22 protein-coding genes are annotated in these 21,437 nt (G+C 62.2%); 11 read left to right on the top strand and 11 right to left on the bottom strand.

Annotation, left to right across the window (positions count from 1 at the left end):
- Positions 1 to 25: 25 nt before the first annotated feature.
- From O3300_RS22250 to O3300_RS22230, 5 genes are all read right to left on the bottom strand, one after another.
- On the bottom strand, positions 26 to 2,047 hold the full coding sequence (locus O3300_RS22250; protein WP_305054142.1) for a S9 family peptidase: 2,022 nt from the start codon (positions 2,045 to 2,047) through the stop codon (positions 26 to 28).
- Positions 2,048 to 2,201: 154 nt separating this feature from the next.
- Positions 2,202 to 4,250, bottom strand: coding sequence for a sodium:solute symporter family protein (locus O3300_RS22245; RefSeq protein WP_305054141.1), 2,049 nt, complete (start codon positions 4,248 to 4,250; stop codon positions 2,202 to 2,204).
- Complete coding sequence (locus O3300_RS22240) at positions 4,247 to 4,561, bottom strand: DUF4212 domain-containing protein (RefSeq protein ID WP_099666354.1); 315 nt, start codon at positions 4,559 to 4,561, stop codon at positions 4,247 to 4,249. Before O3300_RS22240 ends, O3300_RS22245 begins: the two co-directional genes overlap by 4 nt.
- Complete coding sequence (locus O3300_RS22235; protein WP_289917589.1) at positions 4,554 to 6,086, bottom strand: sensor histidine kinase; 1,533 nt, start codon at positions 6,084 to 6,086, stop codon at positions 4,554 to 4,556. The genes O3300_RS22240 and O3300_RS22235 overlap by 8 nt, the downstream gene beginning before the upstream one ends.
- Positions 6,083 to 6,817 (bottom strand): response regulator transcription factor, encoded by a 735-nt coding sequence (locus O3300_RS22230; protein WP_034746066.1) that lies wholly within the window; start codon positions 6,815 to 6,817, stop codon positions 6,083 to 6,085. Before O3300_RS22230 ends, O3300_RS22235 begins: the two co-directional genes overlap by 4 nt.
- 240 nt (positions 6,818 to 7,057) lie before the next feature.
- On the opposite strand from O3300_RS22230, the gene recA reads away from it, so the two are divergent.
- The 7 genes from recA (at position 7,058) to O3300_RS22195 (ending at position 14,175) form a co-directional block, all read left to right on the top strand.
- Positions 7,058 to 8,164 (top strand): recombinase RecA, encoded by a 1,107-nt coding sequence (gene recA / locus O3300_RS22225; protein ID WP_071321836.1) that lies wholly within the window; start codon positions 7,058 to 7,060, stop codon positions 8,162 to 8,164.
- A gap of 138 nt (positions 8,165 to 8,302) precedes the next feature.
- The gene (recX, locus tag O3300_RS22220) at positions 8,303 to 8,758 is read left to right on the top strand and encodes a recombination regulator RecX (RefSeq protein ID WP_099666355.1); all 456 of its coding nucleotides are present in this window, start codon (positions 8,303 to 8,305) and stop codon (positions 8,756 to 8,758) included.
- A 229-nt stretch (positions 8,759 to 8,987) separates the two neighbouring features.
- On the top strand, positions 8,988 to 10,526 hold the full coding sequence (locus O3300_RS22215; protein ID WP_099666356.1) for a class I SAM-dependent methyltransferase: 1,539 nt from the start codon (positions 8,988 to 8,990) through the stop codon (positions 10,524 to 10,526).
- Between the two features lie 267 nt (positions 10,527 to 10,793).
- Positions 10,794 to 11,354 (top strand): DUF2889 domain-containing protein, encoded by a 561-nt coding sequence (locus O3300_RS22210; protein WP_077408684.1) that lies wholly within the window; start codon positions 10,794 to 10,796, stop codon positions 11,352 to 11,354.
- Between the two features lie 78 nt (positions 11,355 to 11,432).
- Complete coding sequence (sucC, locus tag O3300_RS22205) at positions 11,433 to 12,602, top strand: ADP-forming succinate--CoA ligase subunit beta (protein WP_034788653.1); 1,170 nt, start codon at positions 11,433 to 11,435, stop codon at positions 12,600 to 12,602.
- A gap of 13 nt (positions 12,603 to 12,615) precedes the next feature.
- Positions 12,616 to 13,497 (top strand): succinate--CoA ligase subunit alpha, encoded by an 882-nt coding sequence (gene sucD, locus O3300_RS22200; RefSeq protein WP_034746085.1) that lies wholly within the window; start codon positions 12,616 to 12,618, stop codon positions 13,495 to 13,497.
- A 213-nt stretch (positions 13,498 to 13,710) separates the two neighbouring features.
- Positions 13,711 to 14,175, top strand: coding sequence for a pilin (locus tag O3300_RS22195; RefSeq protein WP_092608610.1), 465 nt, complete (start codon positions 13,711 to 13,713; stop codon positions 14,173 to 14,175).
- 20 nt (positions 14,176 to 14,195) lie between these two features.
- Here O3300_RS22195 and O3300_RS22190 read toward each other — a convergent pair whose 3' ends face one another.
- A complete protein-coding gene (locus O3300_RS22190; RefSeq protein ID WP_305054140.1) occupies positions 14,196 to 14,918 on the bottom strand; it encodes a flagellar brake protein in 723 nt (240 codons plus the stop codon).
- A gap of 163 nt (positions 14,919 to 15,081) precedes the next feature.
- Between O3300_RS22190 and O3300_RS22185 the strand changes: the two genes are divergently transcribed.
- Positions 15,082 to 15,462: a DUF6713 family protein gene (locus tag O3300_RS22185; RefSeq protein WP_369812312.1), complete on the top strand. Its 381-nt coding sequence runs from the start codon at positions 15,082 to 15,084 to the stop codon at positions 15,460 to 15,462.
- Here O3300_RS22185 and moaC read toward each other — a convergent pair whose 3' ends face one another.
- Positions 15,463 to 15,969 carry a cyclic pyranopterin monophosphate synthase MoaC gene (moaC, locus tag O3300_RS22180; RefSeq protein WP_305054138.1) on the bottom strand — a complete coding sequence of 169 codons (507 nt, stop codon included), beginning with the start codon at positions 15,967 to 15,969 and terminating at the stop codon, positions 15,463 to 15,465.
- 196 nt (positions 15,970 to 16,165) lie between these two features.
- On the opposite strand from moaC, the gene O3300_RS22175 reads away from it, so the two are divergent.
- The gene (locus tag O3300_RS22175) at positions 16,166 to 17,755 is read left to right on the top strand and encodes a M48 family metalloprotease (protein ID WP_305054137.1); all 1,590 of its coding nucleotides are present in this window, start codon (positions 16,166 to 16,168) and stop codon (positions 17,753 to 17,755) included.
- Positions 17,756 to 17,758: 3 nt separating this feature from the next.
- Here the strand turns inward: O3300_RS22175 and O3300_RS22170 are convergent, their stop codons facing one another.
- The 4 genes from O3300_RS22170 to O3300_RS22155 all read right to left on the bottom strand — a co-directional run bounded on the left by O3300_RS22170 (position 17,759) and on the right by O3300_RS22155 (position 20,063).
- The gene (locus O3300_RS22170) at positions 17,759 to 18,349 is read right to left on the bottom strand and encodes a DUF2946 family protein (RefSeq protein ID WP_305054136.1); all 591 of its coding nucleotides are present in this window, start codon (positions 18,347 to 18,349) and stop codon (positions 17,759 to 17,761) included.
- Positions 18,342 to 19,367: a YheT family hydrolase gene (locus O3300_RS22165; RefSeq protein WP_305054135.1), complete on the bottom strand. Its 1,026-nt coding sequence runs from the start codon at positions 19,365 to 19,367 to the stop codon at positions 18,342 to 18,344. The genes O3300_RS22170 and O3300_RS22165 overlap by 8 nt, the downstream gene beginning before the upstream one ends.
- Entirely contained in the window at positions 19,367 to 19,792 is a 426-nt protein-coding gene (locus O3300_RS22160) for a nuclear transport factor 2 family protein (protein WP_034780622.1), read from the bottom strand. The genes O3300_RS22165 and O3300_RS22160 overlap by 1 nt, the downstream gene beginning before the upstream one ends.
- Before the next feature lie 76 nt (positions 19,793 to 19,868).
- Positions 19,869 to 20,063, bottom strand: coding sequence for a zinc-finger domain-containing protein (locus tag O3300_RS22155; protein ID WP_034780619.1), 195 nt, complete (start codon positions 20,061 to 20,063; stop codon positions 19,869 to 19,871).
- 258 nt (positions 20,064 to 20,321) lie between these two features.
- Here O3300_RS22155 and O3300_RS22150 point away from each other — a divergent pair, with 258 nt between their 5' ends.
- Positions 20,322 to 21,056, top strand: coding sequence for an AzlC family ABC transporter permease (locus O3300_RS22150; protein WP_289900146.1), 735 nt, complete (start codon positions 20,322 to 20,324; stop codon positions 21,054 to 21,056).
- Positions 21,049 to 21,399, top strand: coding sequence for an AzlD domain-containing protein (locus O3300_RS22145; RefSeq protein ID WP_305054134.1), 351 nt, complete (start codon positions 21,049 to 21,051; stop codon positions 21,397 to 21,399). Before O3300_RS22150 ends, O3300_RS22145 begins: the two co-directional genes overlap by 8 nt.
- Positions 21,400 to 21,437: the final 38 nt, after the last annotated feature.

The following is a 21,437-nucleotide window of genomic DNA, read 5'->3' as shown; positions in this document are numbered from 1 at the left end:
CTCGTAAGTGGAACGGCCCTCCAGCCTACTCCTTTTTTGCCGGGGCGCTGTCTTTTCCAATATTTCTGTCGAGGAATTGTTCCACGCGCTGCCAGAAATCAACGCGCGTGGCCGCCAAGTCCCAACGGTCGCCTTCGTTGGCGTACAACTGCCAGTCGACGCGGGGATTGTTCTGCTTGAGCTTGTCGCGCAATTGCATGCCCTGATAGACGGGTACCTTGCTGCCGGCCCCCCCGTAGGCCAACAGCAGGGGCTGCGTCAACTTTTCGGCCTGATACATGGGGGAGTTGGCCTTGAGCAGGGTGGCATCGTGCACGGGATCGCCGATGCGTTGCGGCATGGTGTATTGTCTTGCTTCCTCGCCCATCCGGTGATCGACGCTCCAGTGCTGTGTAAACATTTTCGGCAAGTCGGTGATGCCGGCCCAGCTTACGCCGCAACGGAACAGGTCGCCATCCTTGATCAAGCCCATCAGGGCGGCATACCCGCCATAGGCGCCGCCGCCGATGATGCAGATGCGCTGAGGATCGGCAATGCCTTGTGCGATGGCCCAGCGTGCGCCGTCGGCCAGGTCATCCTGCATGGCCAGACCCCATTGTTTCCAGCCTGCTCGCAAATACTGGTCGCCACGGCCGCCGCTGCCGCGAAATTCGACTTGCAGCACGGCATAGCCGCGCGAAGCGAGAAATTGCCGCTCGCTCATCCAGTACCACAGGCTGCCACGTAATGCTGGCGCACTGCGCACGAGTAGCAGCATCGGCAGTTTCTTGCCGCCCCCCTTGGGCAAGGTCAGCCAGGCAGGAATCTCCATGCCGTCGCGCGCTCGATATTGCATCAGATCGGTTTGCGCCATGTGCTCAGCATCGATGGCGGGACGGGCGCTGCCGATCTTTTGCAATTGCCGGGTTTGCTTGTTGTAGAGCAGGAAGGCGCTGGGCTGGCGGTCCGAATATGCCGTCACGATGAGCTGTCGGCTGTCTGCCCTGGAGCTGCGTGAGATCAGGTTAATGGTCGCAGGCAATTGCGCGTCGATGTCTTGCTGCACCGCCTTCCAGTCGGCGCTGAACCATTCGGTGGTGGTGGCATCATTGGTGTAGTAGACACCCAGCAAGCGTTTCTGGTCCGTGAGGATGCCGCCATCGAAATCATAGCCAGCCAGCGTCACCAGCGGCTTGCCCGTGACGCGGCCAGCCGCCAGGTCATAGGCATACAGGGCGCGCGTGTCGGCGCCGTTGCGGCTGCTGACATACAAGATGCCATCGGGACCGAATTCCAGCGGCGTAATGGCGTGAGGTTCGCTGTCGTAGGCATCCTGGCTGGCGATGGCACGCCAGCGTTGCTCGCCCTGTTCAAGGTAGTAGAACGTCTTGCGCCGGCCCTCGACAGCCGTAGCCAGGCGTGGTTTGCCGTGCTGGTCGAGCAGCCAGTGAAGCACGCCTTTGGCGGGGGGCGCCACTTTTTCCCATTGCTGGGTAGTGGTATCGAGGCGCAGCAAGTCGAATTGTCCGACCCTCGCCGTATTCTCATTGCGCTCCTTGAACACGACGGCTTTCTGGACATAAATGACATCGGAATCCTGGGTACCGGACTGGTCCAGCAGATACACGGAGGACGGTAACTTCCTGGACGCAAAGCGCGGGTCATCCGGGATATCATCCATGGAAGCCAATTGGCGGTAATTACTGCCATCGCGGTCGACGACGAACATGCCCGGCGCATATTTGCGCTGGCCATCGGCCACCTGCGAGTCCCTGGTATCGAATACCAGCCGCTTGGCATTGACCCATGCCACGTTGCCGATGTCGCGGTCGCTGAAGCTGGCAACGACCTTGACTTCCTGGCTGGCTACATCGAGCACGGTCAGGCGCCGGCGCCGGTTGTCGCCCATCAGCAAGATGGCGACCGCGTTGCCGTCAGGCGACAGCGTGACACTGCTGATCTGATCTTCGTCAAAGAAGGCGGTGGCGCCGATGCCTGACGGGACGATAGCTTTGGTGCTGGCGGCTGCCGTTTGGGCGAGTGCCGGCGGCGATACGATCGCCAGCAACAGGCAGGCCATTGCGGCGCGGGTGAGTGTTGCACCGCTTGCCAAAGTAATGTTGCTGGGTGTCATTCCGCCTCCAAAAAATAGTAAATAAGATATCTATTTATGCACTATTTCTTGAAGGTATCATTGTTTGTACGTTTCAACCAGCAAGGTGCTATTCCGGCGCCCGGATGTGTTCGACCAGCCCCGTGCTGCGGCGTCCTGGCGCCGGCGTCAGCCAGCTGACCAGCACGGCGGCGGCCAGGCCGGCCGGCACGCCGAAGATGCCGGCGGAAATGGGAGCGATATGAAACCATTGACCGCTGGCATTACCTCCCAGCATGGTGCTCGTGTGCAGCATGTAATACAGGCACACGCCAAAGCCCGCCAGCATGCCGGCCAGCGCGCCCTGGTGGTTGGCGCGTTTCCAGAACACGCCCAGCACCAGCGGCGGAAACAGGGTGGAGGCGGCCAGGGAAAAGGCCACGCCCACGAGCGACAAAATGTCCGCCGGCTTTTGCGAGGCCGCATAGGCGGCGATGAAGGCCACGGCCAGCAGCAGCAATTTCGAGATCGTCACGCGCTTTTGCGTCGAGGCGGTGGGATCGACCACCTTGTAATAAATGTCGTGCGACAGGGCGTTCGAAATGGCCAGCAGCAAGCCATCGGCCGTCGACAGGGCGGCAGCCAGGCCGCCGGCCGCCACCAGGCCGGAAATCACATAGGGCAGGCCGGCGATCTCGGGCGTGGCCAGCACCAGCACGTCGGCGTCGATGGAAATTTCCGCCAATTGCACGATGCCGTCGCGGTTGACGTCGACGATGCTGATCAGGGGGCTGAGCTTATCCACGTTGGCCCAGTAGGACACCCAGGTGGGCAGGTTCGTGTATTGCGTGCCCACCAGCGCCGAGTAAATATCGTATTTGACCAGCACGGCCAGCGCTGGAATCGTGAGGTAGATCAACAAGATGAAGAACAGGGTCCAAAAGACGGAGACGCGTGTTTCGTGCACGGACGGCGTGGTGTAGGATCGCATCAGGATGTGGGGCAGGGCGGCCGTGCCCAGCATCATGCAGAACACGAGGGCCAGGAAATTGTTGCGCTTGATGTCGGATTGTTCCCGGTCGGCGGCGGGAAACGGCTGCGCGTGCGGAATGATCGGCTCGGCGCGTTTCTGGTTCTGCGCCTGCGCCGTCTGCCACAGCACGCGTGCCTCGTCCGGACTTTTCGGATAGGCGATCAGGTAGCGCTCCGCGTTGCGGATGTCGAACAGCGAAGCATTGCGCTGGCGCAAACTATCGAGCTGGCGCTGGGCCGTCAGATGGCCTTGTTCCCAGGAAGCGGGCAAGCCATCGATGCGCGCCTGGTAGCTTTGCGCGCGCTGGCGGAAGATGGCGCGCACTTCGTTTTCTTTCGGGTCCGTTTCCAGCACGTGTTCGCGCGCGCTCAGTTGCGGCAGCACCTTGCCGTAGGCGATCTGCGGCACGGGATTGTCCGCATGCTTGACCGACAGCCACATGGCGGGAATCAGAAAGGCGACGAGGATGATGATGTACTGCGCCACCTGCGTCCAGGTGATGGCGCGCATGCCGCCCAGAAAGGAGCAGACGAGGATGCTGGCCAGGCCCAGGAAGATGCCGACGGAAAAATCCACGCCCGTGAAGCGCGAGGCGATCAGGCCGACGGCATAGATCTGCGCCACCACATACGTAAACGACACGATGATGGTGGCGGCCACGGCCACCACGCGCACGCTGGCGCCCCGTTTGTCGGTGCCGCTGCCGTAGCGGGCGGCGAGGAAATCGGGAATCGTGTACTGGCTGAACTTGCGCAGATAGGGCGCGATCAGCAGGGCCACCAGGCAATAGCCGCCCGTCCAGCCCATGATGAAGGCCAGGCCGTCGAAGCCGTTCAGGTACAGGCCGCCGGCCAGACTGATGAAGCTGGCCGCCGAAATCCAGTCGGCGGCCGTGGCCATGCCGTTGAACATGGCCGGCACCCGGCGCCCCGCCACATAGTATTCGGTGACGTTCGAGGTGCGGCTGATGACGCCGATGGTGGCGTACAGGGTGATGGTGACGAGCATGAACAGGTAGCCGATCCACGCGCGCGGCATGCCTTCCTGTTCCAGTACCGACAGGGCCAGCAGGAAGGCGGCGAAACCGGCGGTAAACAGCAGGTAGTAGCGGCACAGGCGCGCAAAGAAGCTGCGTTGGCCGCTCATGCTTGCTCCTCGGCATGAAACGCCCGGTCGAGGCGCCGCATGCGCCAGGCATACAAGGCGATGATGGCCAGGTACACGAGCGAGGCGCCCTGGGCCGCCATATAGAAGGGCAGCGGCCAGCCGAACAGATTCAAATGTAACAGTTCGCGCGCATAGAACACGGTCAGGAAGCCCGTCAGCAGCCAGACCAGCAGCAGGATGGCCGTCAGGCGCCGCGTCTTGCGCCAGTGCACATCGAGGCGCGCCTGCAGCTCGGGGCTGGGCGTGCGCGCCGGCCGCGCGGGGGGAGCGGGTGGGCTCGGCTTATCCATACGTGATGTCATCCTCTTCTGGCGCGTCCGGCAACAGCAGGGCGATGCTCAGGCGCAGCAGGGTGCCCGGCAGTTTCGGCGACTGCGCGCGCGGATTGTTAAAAATATCGACTTCGGCGCCATGCTGCTGGGCAATTTCGCGCACGATGGCCAGGCCCAGGCCGCTACCGTCGACATTGCTGCCGAGAATGCGGTAAAAGCGTTCGAACACGTGCGCCCGCTCCGCCTGCGGTATGCCGGGGCCCGTATCTTCCACTTCCAGGATGGCCAGTTCCAGGGTGCTGCGCACGCGCACCGTGACGCTGCCGCCAGCCGGCGTGTAGCGCAAGGCATTGTCGATCAGGTTGCTCAGCAGCTCGCGCAGCATCATGGCATTGCCGGAAATCAAGATCGAATACGCGGGCTGTTCGAAGCCCAGGTCGATATGCTGGGCAAACGAGGCTTGCACCCAGTCTTGCACCACGCCGCGCGCCAGTTCGCTCAACTCGATCGGTTCGAACGCCGTGCCCGCCTGCGGCTGGTTTTCCGCGCGCGCCAGGGCCAGCAACTGGTTGACCAGGCGCGTGGCCGCTTCCGAACTTTTCGCCAGTTGCAGCAGCGAGCGGTGGATTTCGTCGTGGTCGGTCTGGCGCAGGGCCAGCTCCGATTGCATGCGCATGCCGGCCAGCGGCGTTTTCATCTGGTGCGCGGCATCGGCGATGAAGCGCTTCTGCATGTCGATCGACAGCGACAGCCGCGCCAGCATCTCGTTGAGCGAACCGACCAGCGGCGTGATTTCTTCGGGCACCTGGCCCGATTCGATGGGCGATAGATCGTCGGGCGGGCGGGCGCGTATGCGTTCCTGCAATTGCGCCAGCGGCGACAGGCCGCGCGCCAGGGCAAACCAGACCAGGGCCAGGATCACGGGCAGGATGATGAACTGCGGCAAAATCACGCCCTTGATGATTTCATTGGCCAGCTGGGCGCGCTTTTCCAGGGTTTCCGCCACTTGCACCAGCGCGCGGCTGGGTTCATCGTCGTTGCCGGAAGGAATGTCGAGATAGCTGAACGCCACACGCACGGGCGTGCCGTGGATGGTGTCGTTGCGAAACAGCACCATGCCGCTGCGGTATTTGTCGGGGTCTTGCGGCGGCGGCAGATCGCGGTCGCCGTTCAGGTATTCGCCGCGCGGGCCCACCACCAGGTAATACAGGGTGTCGACATCGTCGCCGCGCAGGAAGTCGCGGCCCTTGCCGTTTTTGTCCGGCACGTGGCGCAGCATCGCGCCATCGGCTTGCTTGACCTGTTGCGTCAGCACCGTCACGCTGTCTTCCAGCGCATGGTCGAACGGTTGATTGGCGATGCTCTTGGCCACCAGATAGGTGATGGCGATGCTCATCGGCCACAGCAGCAGCAAGGGCGCCAGCATCCAGTCGAGGATTTCGCCGAACAGCGAATGCTCGATGGTGTCATCCTGCTCCGTGGTGGGCGGCTCGAACCAGTCGTCGTCGTCCGCCTCGTCCGCTGGCGCCTCGCGCGCCTTCACTTGCTGGCGGGTCCGCTGGCCGGGCTTGCCGACTCGCCCGCTTCGGCGTTCAGGCGCGCCGCTTCCGAGTATTTTTCCAGGCAATAGCCGAGGCCGCGCACGGTGGCGATGCGCACGCCGCCCACTTCGATCTTCTTGCGCAAGCGGTGGACATACACTTCGATGGCGTTGTTCGACACTTCTTCGCCCCATTCGCACAGGTGGTCGACCAGTTGCTCTTTTGAAACGAGGCGGCCCGTGCGGCCCAGCAGGATTTCCAGCAAGCCCAGTTCGCGCGCCGACAGGTCGAGCATCTGGTCGTTGATGTAGGCGCTGCGCCCCACCTGGTCGTAGCTGAGGGGGCCGTGCTTGATGATGGTGGCGCCGCCGCCGGCGCCGCGGCGCGTCAGGGCGCGCACTCTTGCCTCCAGTTCCGACAAGGCGAACGGCTTGGCCATATAATCGTCGGCACCGAGGTCGAGGCCATTCACGCGTTGCTCGATGGAATCGGCGGCCGTCAGGATCAGCACGGGCAGCAGCGAGGCGCGCGCGCGCAGGCGGCGCAGCACTTCCAGCCCGGACATCTTGGGCAAGCCCAGGTCGAGGATCAGCAAGTCGAATTCCTGGGTGGACAGGGCCGTATCGGCCTCTTGCCCGGTCTTGACGTAGTCGATCGCATAACCGGACTGGCGCAGCGAGCGGGTCAGGCCATCGGCCAGCACGCTGTCATCTTCGGCAAGTAAAATACGCATGGTGCACTTCCTATGCTTGCGACGGTAGAAGCTTGTATTGTGTTTCATTTTCCGCAAGGTGGCGAATTTTTGTGAAAAACAGGGTTGTATTGATCTGTTTCAAAACAAATCCACGTTCCGCTTGCATTGATCACTGTTTTTTTATACAGTACTGTCTGTGTAAAGAATTTAACCCACTGGCGCTATCGCAGGCCGACCGATTCACGTGAATCGTCGACTGTAGAACGGCTGAAAGAACATATGGACGATAAAAAAGCTGTAGTACCCGCATCGGAAAAAGCCAAGGCGCTCGCCGCCGCACTGGCGCAGATCGAGAAGCAGTTTGGCAAAGGTTCGGTCATGCGCATGGATGCCAGCGCACCGATCGAAGAAGTGCAAGTCGTGTCGACCGGTTCGCTCGGCCTCGATATCGCGCTGGGCGTGGGCGGCTTGCCGCGCGGCCGCGTGGTGGAGATCTACGGTCCTGAATCGTCGGGTAAAACCACCCTGACCCTGCAAACCATTGCTGAAATGCAAAAACTGGGCGGCACCTGCGCCTTTATCGATGCCGAGCACGCGCTCGACGTCGGTTACGCGCAAAAGCTGGGCGTGAACCTGCATGAACTGCTGATCTCGCAACCGGATACGGGCGAGCAGGCGCTGGAAATCTGCGACGCCCTCGTGCGTTCGGGCAGCGTCGACCTCGTCGTCATCGACTCCGTGGCCGCACTGACGCCACGCGCCGAGATCGAAGGCGACATGGGCGATTCCCTGCCGGGCTTGCAAGCCCGTTTGATGTCGCAAGCCCTGCGCAAGCTGACCGGCTCCATCAACCGCACGAATACCCTGGTCATCTTCATCAACCAGATCCGCATGAAGATCGGCGTGATGTTCGGCAGCCCGGAAACGACCACCGGCGGCAATGCGCTGAAATTCTACGCCTCCGTGCGCCTGGATATCCGCCGCACCGGCTCGATCAAGTCCGGCGATGAAGTGATCGGCAACGAAACCAAGGTCAAGGTCGTCAAGAACAAGATCGCGCCACCGTTCAAGGAAGCGCACTTCGACATCCTGTACGGCGCCGGCACCTCGCGCGAAGGCGAAATCCTGGATCTGGGTTCGGATGCCAAGATCGTGGAAAAATCCGGTTCGTGGTACAGCTACAACGGCGAACGCATCGGCCAGGGCAAGGACAACGCCCGCGCCTTCCTGCAAGAGCGTCCGGCGCTGGCCCGCGAGATCGAAAACAAGGTCCGCGCTTCGCTGGGCGTGCGCGAACTGCCGCCGCTGGCTGCTGAAAAGCCGGAAAAAGCGGATAAGGCTGCCGACAAGGCTGCCAAGGCTGCGGAAGCCAAGGCCGCCGAGTAAGCGACAGTGGCGGGGCCCGCCTGGCTCGCCGGCGGCAGCTTGCCGCACAAAAAAGTTCTACAATGATTGCCGCCCTGCGCCTGTGCGCCTGGCGGCAATTGTGTTTTCAGTCCGGTGTGGTAAAGATGGGATACGGGTATGGCAGCGGTACAACTGAGCCTGAAGGGCAGGGCGCTACGCTTTCTGTCGATGCGCGAACACAGCCGCATGGAATTGCGGCGCAAGCTGCAGCGCCATGCGCAGGAGAGCGACGATGTGGAAGCCTTGCTCGACAGCCTGGAGCAAGCCAACTGGCTGTCGCAGGAGCGTTTTTCCGAGTCGCTGATCCACCGCCGCTCGGCCCGTTTCGGCAATAGCCGCATCATGGCGGAATTGCAAAGCCATGGCATTGGGGGCGAGGCGCTGCAGGAACTCAAGGCGGGCCTGGCCGAAGGGGAAGTGGCGCGCGCCTGCGAAGTGTGGCGCCGCAAATTTGGTGCAGTGGCGCAGGATGCCGAGCAGCGCAACAAGCAGATGCGCTTTCTGATGCAGCGCGGCTTTTCCCAGCGCGCTGTGCAGGTGGCGTTGAAGGGACTCGAGCCCGACGAGGACTAAGGCCGTCGTGCGCGCACTGGCGCTCCCGTATGCCGCCAGACAAGGTCGCTTTGCCGCTCCTGCCGTCTGCTTTGCGCCCTGGCCATGACGCGGCCGTCGCGCCGCGCGGCCGTGAACTGCGCTTTCAAATGCCCTCTGTTCGCGCTACTGGGCGCCCGCGATATCGGGTATTCTGGCGCTCGAACCCGGTGCGCTGCGTGCACCGCCACTGATCGAGACAGGAAGCGCAATGAGCAACTGGAATGCCGGCTATATGGCCGAGGTCGCCTATACCTATGGCTATTACGAAGAATTGAATCCCCTGCGCCTGCGCCTGCCCCTGCTGGCCGCCGGCCTGGTCCTGCCTGCCAATGGCACGGCTTGCGAACTGGGCTTCGGCCAGGGCGTCAGTGCCAACTTCCATGCTGCGGCGTCCGCCACGCGCTGGTATGGCAATGATTTCAATCCGGCCCAGGCGGCCTATGCCCAGGAACTGGCCAGCGCCGCTGGCGCCGGGGCGCAGTTCACGGACGAATCGTTCGAACAGTTTTGCCGCCGCGATGATTTGCCCGATTTCGATTTCATTTGCCTGCACGGCATCTGGAGCTGGATTTCGGCGGAAAACCGTGTATTGATCGTGGACTTCCTGCAGCGCAAGCTGAAAGTGGGCGGCGTCGCCTACCTCAGCTACAACACCCAGCCTGGCTGGGCCGCCATGATGCCGATGCGCGACTTGCTGACGGAGCATAGCCGTGTCATGGGGGCGCCGGGGCAAGGCGTGCTGGCGCGTATCGACGGCGCCATCGATTTCGTCGACAGGATGATCGCCACGAAGCCGCGCTATCTCGAGGCCAATCCCCTGCTGGCCGACCGCTTCGAGAAGCTGAAATCGTTTGAACGTCATTATGTTGCACACGAGTATTTCAATGCGGACTGGCAGCCGATGGCTTTTTCCCAGGTGGCTGCCATGTTGAGTGAAGCCAAGCTGGAGTTCGCCGCTTCCGCCACCTACACCGAGCATGTCGACATGCTCAATCTGACGGCCGAGCACCAGCAATTCCTGGCCGAGATTCCTGATCCCATCTTCCGCGAAACGACGCGGGCTTTTCTGATCAACCAGCAATTTCGCAGGGATTACTGGATCAAGGGTGCACGCACGCTGACGCCGTTCGCCCAGGCCACGGCCTTGCGGGCCGTGCGCGTGATGCTGGCGGTGCCGCGCGATACGGTGGTGTTGAGCGTGCATGGCGTGCTGGGCGATGCCGATATGGATGAGCGCGTGTATGGGCCCGTGCTCGATGCGCTTGCCGATCACCGTGTGCGCACGATCGGGGAACTGGAGCAGCAATTGGCTGGCACGGAAGCCAGCCTGGCCGCCTTGTTGCAGATCATGCTGATTCTGATCAGCAAGGGCAGTGTCTACGCCGTCCAGGACGATGCCGACATTGCCGTGGCAAGGCCGCAGACGGCGCGCCTGAATGCGTATTTGCTGGAGCAGGCGCTGGCAAGGTCCGACCTGTACAGCCTTGCCAGCCCGATGACGGGCGGCGGCGTGTTTGTACCGCATTTACAACAGCTGTTCCTGTGGGCGAAAATGCAAGGATGGCAAGAGCCGCAGGACTGGGTGCGCGAGACATGGCCCGTGCTGATACGCCTGAAGCAGTTGCTGTCGAAGGATGGGCAGCCCTTGCTGACGGAGGAAGAGAACCTGGCCGAGCTGTGGGAGCATGCCCGCCATTTTGCCGAGCGTACCTTGCCGGTTTTGCGCGCGCTGGGCGTGACCGACTGAGGCACGGTGTTGGCGTGTCCGCGCCATGCCGCAAGTTATGCGAATCGCGAATGATCGTCATTGATCTTGCGATTTGCATCAATAATCGCAGGCAGGCGAGCAGACCGGTGAAAAATTATGTTGCGGCGCAACCAGCGCCCAGTGTGCTACACTTTTAGGGTTTTTGCGGCGCCGCAGGTGCGGTTGCTGTTCGTAGAAGCTGCGAACAGAGTGCTTTAGGCACATGGCTGCTTACTAAATTATGGCCGCGCAAGCGGCATCGGTCTTATGCCCCTGTCAACTCCCGTATCCCGGCGCGCCCTCCGGCACTCCCGCGTTATCGACGTCCAAGCGTATGTGCGCGACGACGGCCTGTGGGATATTGACGCCCGTATCACCGATATCAAAAGCTATGACGCGACCCTGGCCTCCGGCCCCCGTCCCGCCGGCTCCCCCCTGCATGACCTCCACTTACGCATTACCGTCGATCGCGAACTGACCATCGTCGAGGCCGAAGCCGCCTCCGATGCCGTGCCCTATCCCGGTTTTTGCGATACCATCGGCCCCGCTTACAGAGCGCTGATCGGTCTGAATTTATTGAAGAATTTCCGCCGCGACTTGAAACAGCGCCTGGCGGGAATCGCCGGCTGTACCCATTTGACCGAACTGGCGCAAGTCTTGCCGACTGCGACGGTTCAGGCATTTGCCGGCGATGTCTGGTCGACCCGTGACGGTGCGAATGCTGACTTGTCGCATGAAAAGCCGTTTCAACTCGACAAATGCCACGCCCTGCGCACCGATGGCGGGGCGGTTGCACAGTATTACCCGCGCTGGGTAGCCAAAGCGTGACCCCGGCGCTCTGTTTTTCCTGTTTTTTTTGCACCACTAACCGTATTTTTACACATCAGTATCAGAAGGGAAGCCAGCATGAAAATCCATGAGTATCAAGCCAAAGAAATCCTCCGGCAATTCGGAGTGACGGTACCACGCGGTATTCCGTGCATGTCCGTCGAAGAAGCCGTCAAGGCTGCGGAAACCCTGGGCGGCCCGGTGTGGGTTGTCAAGGCGCAGATCCACGCAGGTGGCCGCGGCAAGGGCGGCGGCGTGAAAGTGGCAAAATCGATGGAACAGGTCAAGGAATACGCTGACCAGATCATGGGCATGCAGCTGATCACGCATCAGACCAGCGCCGAAGGCCAGAAAGTCAACCGCCTGCTGGTGGAAGAAGGCGCCGACATCAAGCAAGAACTGTACGTTTCGCTGGTCACCGACCGCGTCACCCAGAAAATCGTCCTGATGGCATCGTCCGAAGGCGGCATGGACATCGAAGAAGTGGCCGAGAGCCACCCAGAGAAGATCCACCACGTCACCATCGAGCCGAGCGTTGGCCTGACCGATGCCCAGGCAGACGACATCGCGACCAAAATCGGCGTGCCTGCCGGTTCCATCGTCGACGCCCGCGTCAACCTGCAAGGCCTGTACAAAGCATACTGGGAAACCGATTGCTCGCTGGCCGAAATCAACCCGCTGATCGTCACCGGCAGCGGCAAAGTCATCGCCCTGGACGCCAAGTTCAACTTTGACCCGAACGCCCTGTTCCGTCATCCGGAAATCATCGCCCTGCGCGACCTGGACGAAGAAGATCCAGCTGAAATCGAAGCGTCGAAATTCGACCTGGCCTACATCTCGCTCGATGGCAACATCGGTTGCCTGGTGAACGGCGCCGGCCTGGCCATGGCCACCATGGACACGATCAAACTGTTCGGCGGCGAGCCAGCCAACTTCCTGGACGTCGGCGGTGGCGCCACGGCAGAAAAAGTGACCGAAGCGTTCAAGATCATGCTGAAAAACCCAGGCCTGAAAGCCATCCTGGTGAACATTTTCGGCGGCATCATGCGTTGCGACGTGATCGCCGAAGGCGTTATCGCCGCGGTGAAAGCCGTTTCGCTGAACGTACCGCTGGTGGTGCGCATGAAGGGCACCAACGAAGATCTGGGCAAAAAGATGCTGGCCGATTCCGGTCTGCCTATCATCGCAGCCGACACCATGGAAGATGCAGCCAAGAGCGTCGTTGCCGCCGCTGCCGGTCAAGCTTAATTAAGGAATCAACATGTCCATTCTGATCAATAAAGATACCAAAGTTGTTACCCAAGGGATCACCGGCAAGACCGGCCAGTTCCACACCCGCGGTTGCCGCGACTACGCGAACGGCAAAGCTGCCTTCGTGGCAGGCGTGAACCCGAAGAAAGCCGGCGAAGATTTCGAAGGCATTCCTATTTTCGCTAACGTTACCGAAGCGAAAAAAGAAACCGGCGCCAACGTTTCCGTCATCTACGTGCCGCCAGCAGGCGCGGCAGCGGCGATCTGGGAAGCTGTCGAAGCTGAAATGGATCTGGCCATTTGCATCACCGAAGGCATTCCTGTCCGCGACATGATGGCTTTGAAAGACCGCATGGCCAAAGCCAACAGCAAAACCCTGCTGCTGGGCCCTAACTGCCCAGGCTTGATCACGCCAGACGAAATCAAGATCGGCATCATGCCAGGTCACATCCACAAGAAGGGCCGTATCGGCGTCGTTTCGCGTTCGGGTACCCTGACCTATGAAGCAGTGGGTCAGCTGACCGCACTGGGCCTGGGCCAATCGTCGGCAGTCGGCATCGGCGGCGACCCGATCAACGGTCTGAAGCACATCGACATCATGAAGATGTTCAATGACGATCCAGATACCGACGCGGTCATCATGATCGGCGAAATCGGTGGTCCGGACGAAGCCAACGCGGCTTATTGGATCAAAGACAACATGAAAAAACCGGTCGTCGGCTTCATCGCTGGCGTAACGGCTCCTCCAGGAAAGCGCATGGGCCACGCCGGCGCGCTGATCTCGGGCGGTGCCGATACGGCACAAGCCAAGCTGGAAATCATGGAAGCTTGCGGCATCACCGTCACCAAAAACCCGTCGGAAATGGCGCGTCTGCTGAAAGCCATGCTGTAATCTCAGCCGGCTTACCGTAGTACAAAAAAGGAGCTTCGGCTCCTTTTTTTTGTCCGCAAGACAGGCCGCATCCCGGCCCGGGACGACGGCGCTGGTCCGAACCGGCCCAAATGTGTCGCTTTTCTTTCCACGTGTGCCGCCACTGCCCGGGCACGCCGCTGGCATGGCGCTTGCACCATGCACGGCGTGAGCAATGCACAATGGGAGGATACGATGCGCGCGCAAAGCGGATTTACCCTGATAGAACTGATGATCGTGGTGGCCATCGCCGGCATCCTGGCGGCCGTGGCCATTCCCCAGTATGGCGACTACACGATGCGGGCCAAGGTCAGCAATGTGCTGGCGGCCGCCGCGCCACTGAAGACTGCCGTGGCCCTGTGCGTGCAGGAAAACGGCGGGCTGGCTACCGCCTGCAGCACGCCTACCCAGGCCGTGCCCAGCGCCATCCCCGTGTTCAGTGCCACGCGCGAAGTGGCCAGCGCCACAGTGGACAAGGGCGATATCGTGCTGACCCTGGCGGCCGACCTGGGCACGGGTATCGGTGGACAAACCGTGACGATGACCATGAAGCCGGGCACGAGCAGCCTGACCTGGTTCAACAGCACCACCGTGACGAATGCGGCAGCGAAGGAAGCGATTACCAAAAACAACATTCCCGACGTGACGCCGACGCTGTAAGTGGCCCTGCCGCGCCAGCGTCAGACGATTTTTTGCCGGTCCGCGATCAGCGCTTCATAGGTGAGGTTTTGCAGCAAGGTGTAGTGGGTCGGTTCCAGGTCGATGAATTGCACGCCATACGTATAGATTTCCGTCACCTCGGCGGCGTGGCCATTCGACGGCTTGCCCACGCTGACGTTCTGGATGCGCGCGCGCGTGTTGACGCGCATCTGATGCTTGTTCGGCTGCACCAGCAGGGTAAAGCTGAGGGCCACGCCGTCGTCGTCCGGCGTGAGCATGCTGGGCGCCTCGATCAGCGCGCCGGAAACGCTGAGGTTGACGATGAACACGGGCACGGCCGCCACGTCGCGGTAGCTGAGCTGCGCCGGAATGTCCACTTTGACGCGCATGGCCGTGCGCAGGCTGGTGCCCTGGATGGCGTCGGGAAAGCTCAGGTGGACATAATTGAGCGGACGGCCAAAGATGCGCAGCACGCTGCAGGAAAACGAACACACGGTGACGCCGGAAAACACGCGGATGGTCAGCTTGTCGCCCTCGTTGAGCATGATGGCGGCGCCGTTTTCCATGGGAATCTTGACGATCAGGTATTCGTCTTTCACATAGCCGATCAGGGTCGAGAAATGCTGGATGGGTTTGATAGTGCGGTGCGTGATGAACTGGATGCGTCCACCCACCTGCAGATTCATGGCCTCGAATTCGAAGTCCTGGAGCTTGCTTTCCGCGGCGGGCTTGTTGCTAGTCATGCGATGCTCATCTGGATATGGTCGACTCGCAGTATGCATGATTTCTTAATGAAAAAGCATTTATATCAATGAAATTCATATTGGCATCGAAAAATGCCATGCGCGCGTGCCGGGGCAGGATTCAGGCTTTACAATTGCGTCAATATTGACGAATGTAAATTTTATGCCGCGCAGCTACTTCTGGACCATGTTGTTTCTGATCCTGCATCAAATTGACGCTGCCTACTGGAAAGAGTGGGAGATGTTTCATGTGCCGGGCGGCGTGCAGGGTTTTCTGGTGTTTAACCTGGCGGCGATTGTCCTGGTGCTGGCCGGTTACCGGCATGTGCTGCTGAACACCAGACAGGCGCCCCGCTATGCGGGTATCTGCGCCGCACTGGGCGCAGGCACCTTCCTGATCCACGCCGGCTTCGCGCTGGCGGGACTAGCGCAATTCCACTTGCCCCTGTCGATCGCCATCATCGTGCTGTGCCTGGCATGCGCCGTGTGGCTGTTGTGCGATCTGCGCCGACTCAAGGGCCAGCTGGCGCGCCAGGCAGCATGATTACACCTCGGCGTGCCAGTCGCCCGACTTGCCGCCATGTTTTTCCAGCACGCGCACGTTCGTCATGACCATGCCCCGGTCGACGGCCTTGCACATGTCGTAGATCGTCAGCAAGCCGATCTGCACGGAAGTGAGCGCTTCCATTTCCACGCCCGTCTTGCCCGTCGTGTCGACTTGGGCGCGGCAGTGCACGCTGTTGGACGCTTCGTCCACTTCAAAATCGACGGTGACGCGCGTCAGGGCCAGCGGGTGGCACAGGGGAATCAGGTCGCTGGTGCGCTTGGCGCCCATGATGGCGGCGATGCGGGCGATGCCCAGTACGTCGCCCTTCTTGGCGTTGCCCGAAATAATCAATGCCAAGGTGGCGGGCTGCATGCGGATGGTGCCGGCGGCCACGGCGCTGCGGCGCGTGTCTTCCTTGCTGCCCACGTCGACCATATGGGCCTGGCCCGTGGCGTCGAAATGGGTCAGTTCCCCGGCGGGGGCTTGCTTGTCTGCTGTTGTCATGGCGTCAAAATAGGTGAGGAGTGGGGGCGCGGCAGGCCTGACCACGACGCCATGCTACTGGCATGGCGCATGCTTGTTGCGTGGGAATGGGCGCCGCGAACAAGGTATGATAGCACCCGTGAATTCAAAAACTCTTCTTCCGATCGTCCTTGAAAACGCCGGCGCGGCATGGCTGCGCAGCTCCCGGCGCGCGTCGGTGCTGGCTGCATTGTGGCTGGCGGCACCCTGTACGCTGGCGCAAACCTATACGTCCGCGCCCGCGGCGCCGGTTGCCAGCGTGGCGGCCAAGCCGGCCGGCAGCTGGACGCCGCTGGCCGTGCCGCCGGCGCCGAATCTGCCGAACCTGGGCGACACCTCGCGCGAAGACCTGTCGCCGGCGATGGAGCGCAAGATTGGTGAGGAAATCATGCGCGGCATCCGCGGCGACCGCGACTACCTCGACGACGCGCCCTTGCTGGAATACCTGAACACCTTCGGCAACGCCCTCGTGGCGGCGCGCCCCAGCGTGCGGGGCGAAACGAATTACGACTATTTTTTCTTTGCCGTGCGCGATCCCCAGTTGAACGCGTTTGCCTTGCCGGGCGGCTTCATCGGCGTGCACTCGGCCCTGGTGCTGGCGGCGCAAACGGAGGCGGAACTGGCTTCCGTGCTGTCGCACGAGATCGGCCATGTGGCGCAGCGCCATATCGCGCGCATGCTGGGTCAGCAGCGCCAGGATGCCCTGATGCCGCTGGCCGCCATGTTGCTGGCGGCGCTCGCTTCGCGCGCGGGCGGCGACGTGGCCATGGGCGTGTTTGCCGCCGGCCAGGGCCTGGCCATCCAGCGCCAGCTCAATTTCGGCCGCGACGCCGAGCGCGAGGCGGACCGCATCGGTTTCCAGATCATGGGCGAAGCCGGTTTCGACACCACCGGCATGGTGGCCTTTTTCGGCCGTATGCAGGCGGCCAGCCGTTCGTACAGCGACCTGATGCCCGCCTATCTGCAGACCCACCCGCTGACGACGGAACGCATCGCCGACATCCAGGCGCGCATCCGCGAGCAGCCGTACAAGCAGCGTGCCGACAGCCTGAGTTTCCACCTGGCCCGGGCCCGCGCCCGCGTGCTGCAGGATGAAAGCGTGCAAGGCTTGTTGAACGCCAAGGCTCTCTTCAAGACGCAGCTGGAACAGCAAAGCCGTTTCCAGGTGACGGCTGCCCATTACGGCCTGTCTTTCGTCGCCGTCAAGCAGGGCAAGCCTGCGGAAGCGCAAAAGGAACTCGATGCGGCCAATGCGGCCCTGCACCAGCCGGCCGGGCCGAATGTGCTGACGTCGGGCGGCACGCAGGGCCCCAATTCGCTGCTGGCGGCGATGGGGCTGGAAGTGCTGTTGATGCCGGCGCAAAAGAAGGAAGTGGCGCAGCAGGCCCTGAAGGCGGCGGACGCTGCGCGCCAGCAGTTTCCCCTGTCGCGCGGCATCGCCCACCAGTATGCGGAAGCGCTGATGGCTGCCGGCAAGCTGGAGCAATCCACGCTGTATCTGCGCGAGCAGGTGCAGCTCTACAAGGAAGAGCCGGAACTGTATGATTTACTGGCGAAAGCCTATGCGGACCAGGGCAAGATGACCTTGCAGCACATGGCGCTGGCTGAATCCTACGTGCTGCAGGGCGCCACCATGGCCGCGCTGGACCAGCTGACGATTGCCCGCAAATCGACGGACGCGACTTTTTATGACCAGGCCGTGATCGATGCGCGCGAGCGCGAGTTGCAGGAAAAACGCCGCGAACAGATCAAGGACCAGAAGGGTTAGCGCTTACCCGGCTTGCGGCGCCTGCTGGAAGCCGAAGGTCTGCGCTACGCTGGCATAGGCCAGCGGCTGCACGGCAATCTCCTTGCCTGCATGCAATACGGTCAGCTTGCCCCGCTGTTCTTCCAGCCACGCCAGCAAGGCGTCGTCGCTGGCTTGCCGGCCGTCGATGCGCAGCGCGGGCAGCACCTGGGCCATGTCGCGGTCATCCACCTGCGCGACGATGTCGCCGTGGCGCAAGATCAGCGCACCGTTATCGCACCAATACGCTTGCTCGATCTGTTCCAGCGGGGCACCCGTCTGCAAGACAAAACCGTGCTGCGGGTCGCTGCGGGCGATGTAGGGCGTCGCTTCCAGATTCACATACACGCGCTGCGGGCCATTCTGGAAAAACCAGCAACCGCGTTCGTCCTGGGCGTAATTGCGGTTGATAAAGCTCAACAGGGCGGCATGGGCGATCTTGTCGCCCGGCAGTTGTTGCTGTTGCGCCTGCTGGTCGCGCATGCGCCAGTGGCCGCGCGCGTCCAGGCCCAGCCAGCCGTAGCAGTGGGGCACGTTCGGCCATTTGGCCAGGGCCTGTTTGACGAGTTCATCCATGTGTAGCGTTTTCCGTGTGAGTGCGCGCATCGCCAGCGTGACAGCTTTGCGGCGCCGATGGCGCCGTGTTGCCGCCTTCAAAAAAGTGGATCAGGCGCTGCGGCAACCAGCGTGTGCTTCCCGGCAATTTGCCTGCCGCAAAGCCGACGTGGCCGCCGTGGCGCGGATACTCGAGGGTGACCGTCGGCGCGGCGCTGCGCGGTAAGAAGCGTCCGGGCAGGAAAGGATCATTTTGCGCATTCAGTACCAGGGTCGGCACGGTGATGTCCGGCAAGACGTGCTTGGCGCTGGCGCGGTGCCAGTAATCGTCGGCGTCGCGGTAGCCGTGCAGGGGTGCCGTGACGACGTCGTCGAAGGCGTGCAGGTCGCGCGCGGCCAGCATGGCGTCGCGCGCAAACAGGCCGGGAAACTGTTCCAGCTTGGCCAGGCATTTCGGTTTCAAGGTGTTCAGGAACATGCGCGTGTAGAGCCGGTTGGCGCCGGAAGACAGGGCCTTGCCCCCTTGCGCCAGATCAAGGGGGGCGGACACGGCCGCTGCCGCATCGACGAAATCGGCCTGGTGCTGCGACTGGCCCAGCCAGCACAGCAGGGCATTGCCGCCCAGCGAGACGCCGGCCGCGTAAAACTTGCCCGTGGCGCGCGGGCGCAATGTGCGCACGACCCAGTCCACTTCCTGCGCATCGCCCGAATGGTAGAAGCGCGGCGCCAGGTTGGCTTCGCCCGAGCAGCCGCGAAAATGCGGCACGGCGCCCGACCAGCCGCGCGCGGCCACTTCGGCCATCAGGGCGCGCGCGTAATGGCTGTTCGACGAGCCTTCCAGGCCGTGGAACAGCACCACGAAGGGCTGGCCTGGCTGACCGTCGACCAGGTCGACGTCGACGAAGTCGCCATCGGGCGCTTGCCAGCGTTCGCGGCGGAAAGCCACTGCCGGTTTGGCGAGGCACACGGCCGGATAAATCGTCTGCGCGTGGCCGCCAGGCAGCCAGAGCGGGGCAGTATAGGAAAGAGACAAAGACATCAGTGCAGGATCTGCGCCCCTGTGGCGTCGGCCGGCGCGCCGCCCGGCGCGATGGAGGCATGGTGCAGCACGATGCGCCAGCCGCGCGGCGTTTTCACGTACACATTCGTCGCCAGCAGATGCGCCGGACCGCCTTCTTCCTGGGTGACGCCTTCGATCACCGTGTGCACCGAACTCATCAGATTGTGCGTTTCATGCAGCTGCGCCGGCACGATGTGCAGGCCGCCGCCCGCCAGGATGGTTTCCCACGAGGCGCGGATGGCGGCATGGCCGATCAGGCGCGCGCCGCCCGGATGGATGCAGACGATCTCTTCATCGTCGGCCCACAGCGCCATCAGCGCTTCGAGGTCGGCGCGGTGCAAGGCATCGTAGAACGCCGCTTCGACTTCCGCGGCGCTGCCATTGAGTTCTTTCAGACGTTTCATGACGACTCCGGGCTGGTCGGTATAACTTGATACAAATAAAAACGGCGCGCTGGTGGCGCGCCGCTGGGCAGTTTTTTTAATGGTGGCCGGCGCTGGCGCCTTCCTTCAGGGTATAGGCCGTGCCGCAGTACGGGCACTTGGCGATACCGTCCTTGTTGAATTCCAGGAACACACGCGGATGCGACGACCACAGCGGCATGGCCGGGTTAGGGCAGTGGGCTGGCAGGTCTTTACTGTCGAGTTCGACCGCTGGCTGGGTGGTTTTTGTCATCTTGTCATGCTCCGTGAGGCTGTATGGAAGGAAGTCGGCTGCTGCCAAAACCACGATTTTAACGGATTCAGGCAGACAGCAAAAATCATGGCTAAAATGGCGGCTCGATCATCTTCGGCTGCGGCGCGGGTTTTTACGGAAATATGGCAGCTGCAGCGCCACACTGACTGGATTTGCCTTGCCGGTATCGCCGTTGTCACCCTTGTCGCCACGCACCATTGTTGTGCAGTTACCACAGTACGCCTGCCGGAGCGCCGCGTGAACGCCGTCCTGGCCGCCAAGGACGACGCCCTGCTGAAAGATGCCTGGCGTGCCGGCCTGAACCTGGGGGCGCCCACCCTGCTGGGCATCGCCGCCTGGGGCATGGTGGTGGGCGTGGCCATGGTGAAAAGCGGCTTGACGGTGGCGCAGGCGGGGGCCATGACCCTGTTTGTCTTTGCCGGCTCGGCCCAGCTCGCGTCCTTGCCGCTGCTGGCCGCGCATGCGCCCGTGTGGGTGATCTTCGCCACGGCCCTCGTCGTCAATTTGCGTTTTGTCATCTTTTCCGTGCTGCTGGCCCCCCATTTTTCCCATCTGCCGTGGCGCCAGCGCTTTGGGCTCGGCTATGTGGCGGGCGACATCACGGTGGGCCTGTTCCTGCAGCGCTATCCGCACGAAACGCCGGACCCGGCCAAGCTGCCTTTCCTGAAAGGCTTGATCTACCCCAACTGGCTGGCCTGGCAAATCGGTTCCTTCATCGGTATCGTGCTGGGCGCCGTCGTGCCGGCCGAATGGGGGCTGGGTTTTGCCGGGACCCTGGCGATCCTGTGCGTGACGGTGCCGCTGATCCTCAGCCGCGCCGCCCTGTGCGGCGTGCTGGTGGCGGGTGCGGTGGCCGTGCTGGCCTACGGCCTGCCGTATAAATTGGGCTTGCTGGTGGCCGTCTTGGTGGGCATGGTCAGCGCCATGGCCGTGGAAGAATTGACAGAAAAATGGACAAAACGCCATGTTTGACGGCATAGACTGGGGCAGGGGCGACGTGTGGATCGCCATCGCCGTGCTGGTGGTGGCGACGGCCGCCACGCGCAGCACCTTTTGGCTGATCGGCCATCACATCACCATTCCGCGCCGCGTGGGCGAGATGCTGCGCTATGCGCCGGCCTGCGCGCTGGCGGCCATCATCGCGCCCGACATGCTGATGGAGGGGCAGCAAGTGCACTTCGAATTGTCGAATTTGAAACTCTTGTCCGGTATTGCCGCCACGCTCTTTTTTGTGATCCGCCGCAATATGCTGCAAACCATCGTGTTTGGCATGCTGGTTTTCACGGGCTTGCGACTGTTGCACGTTTTTCAGTAAAGCAGGACAAATCGGGGATTTGCTCTGGTCATTGCGGT

Source organism: Janthinobacterium sp. SUN206 (genome assembly GCF_030587305.1).
GTDB classification, from domain to species: Bacteria; Pseudomonadota; Gammaproteobacteria; order Burkholderiales; family Burkholderiaceae_D; genus Janthinobacterium; species Janthinobacterium kumbetense.
This window is presented reverse-complemented; position numbering and strand designations above follow the sequence as displayed.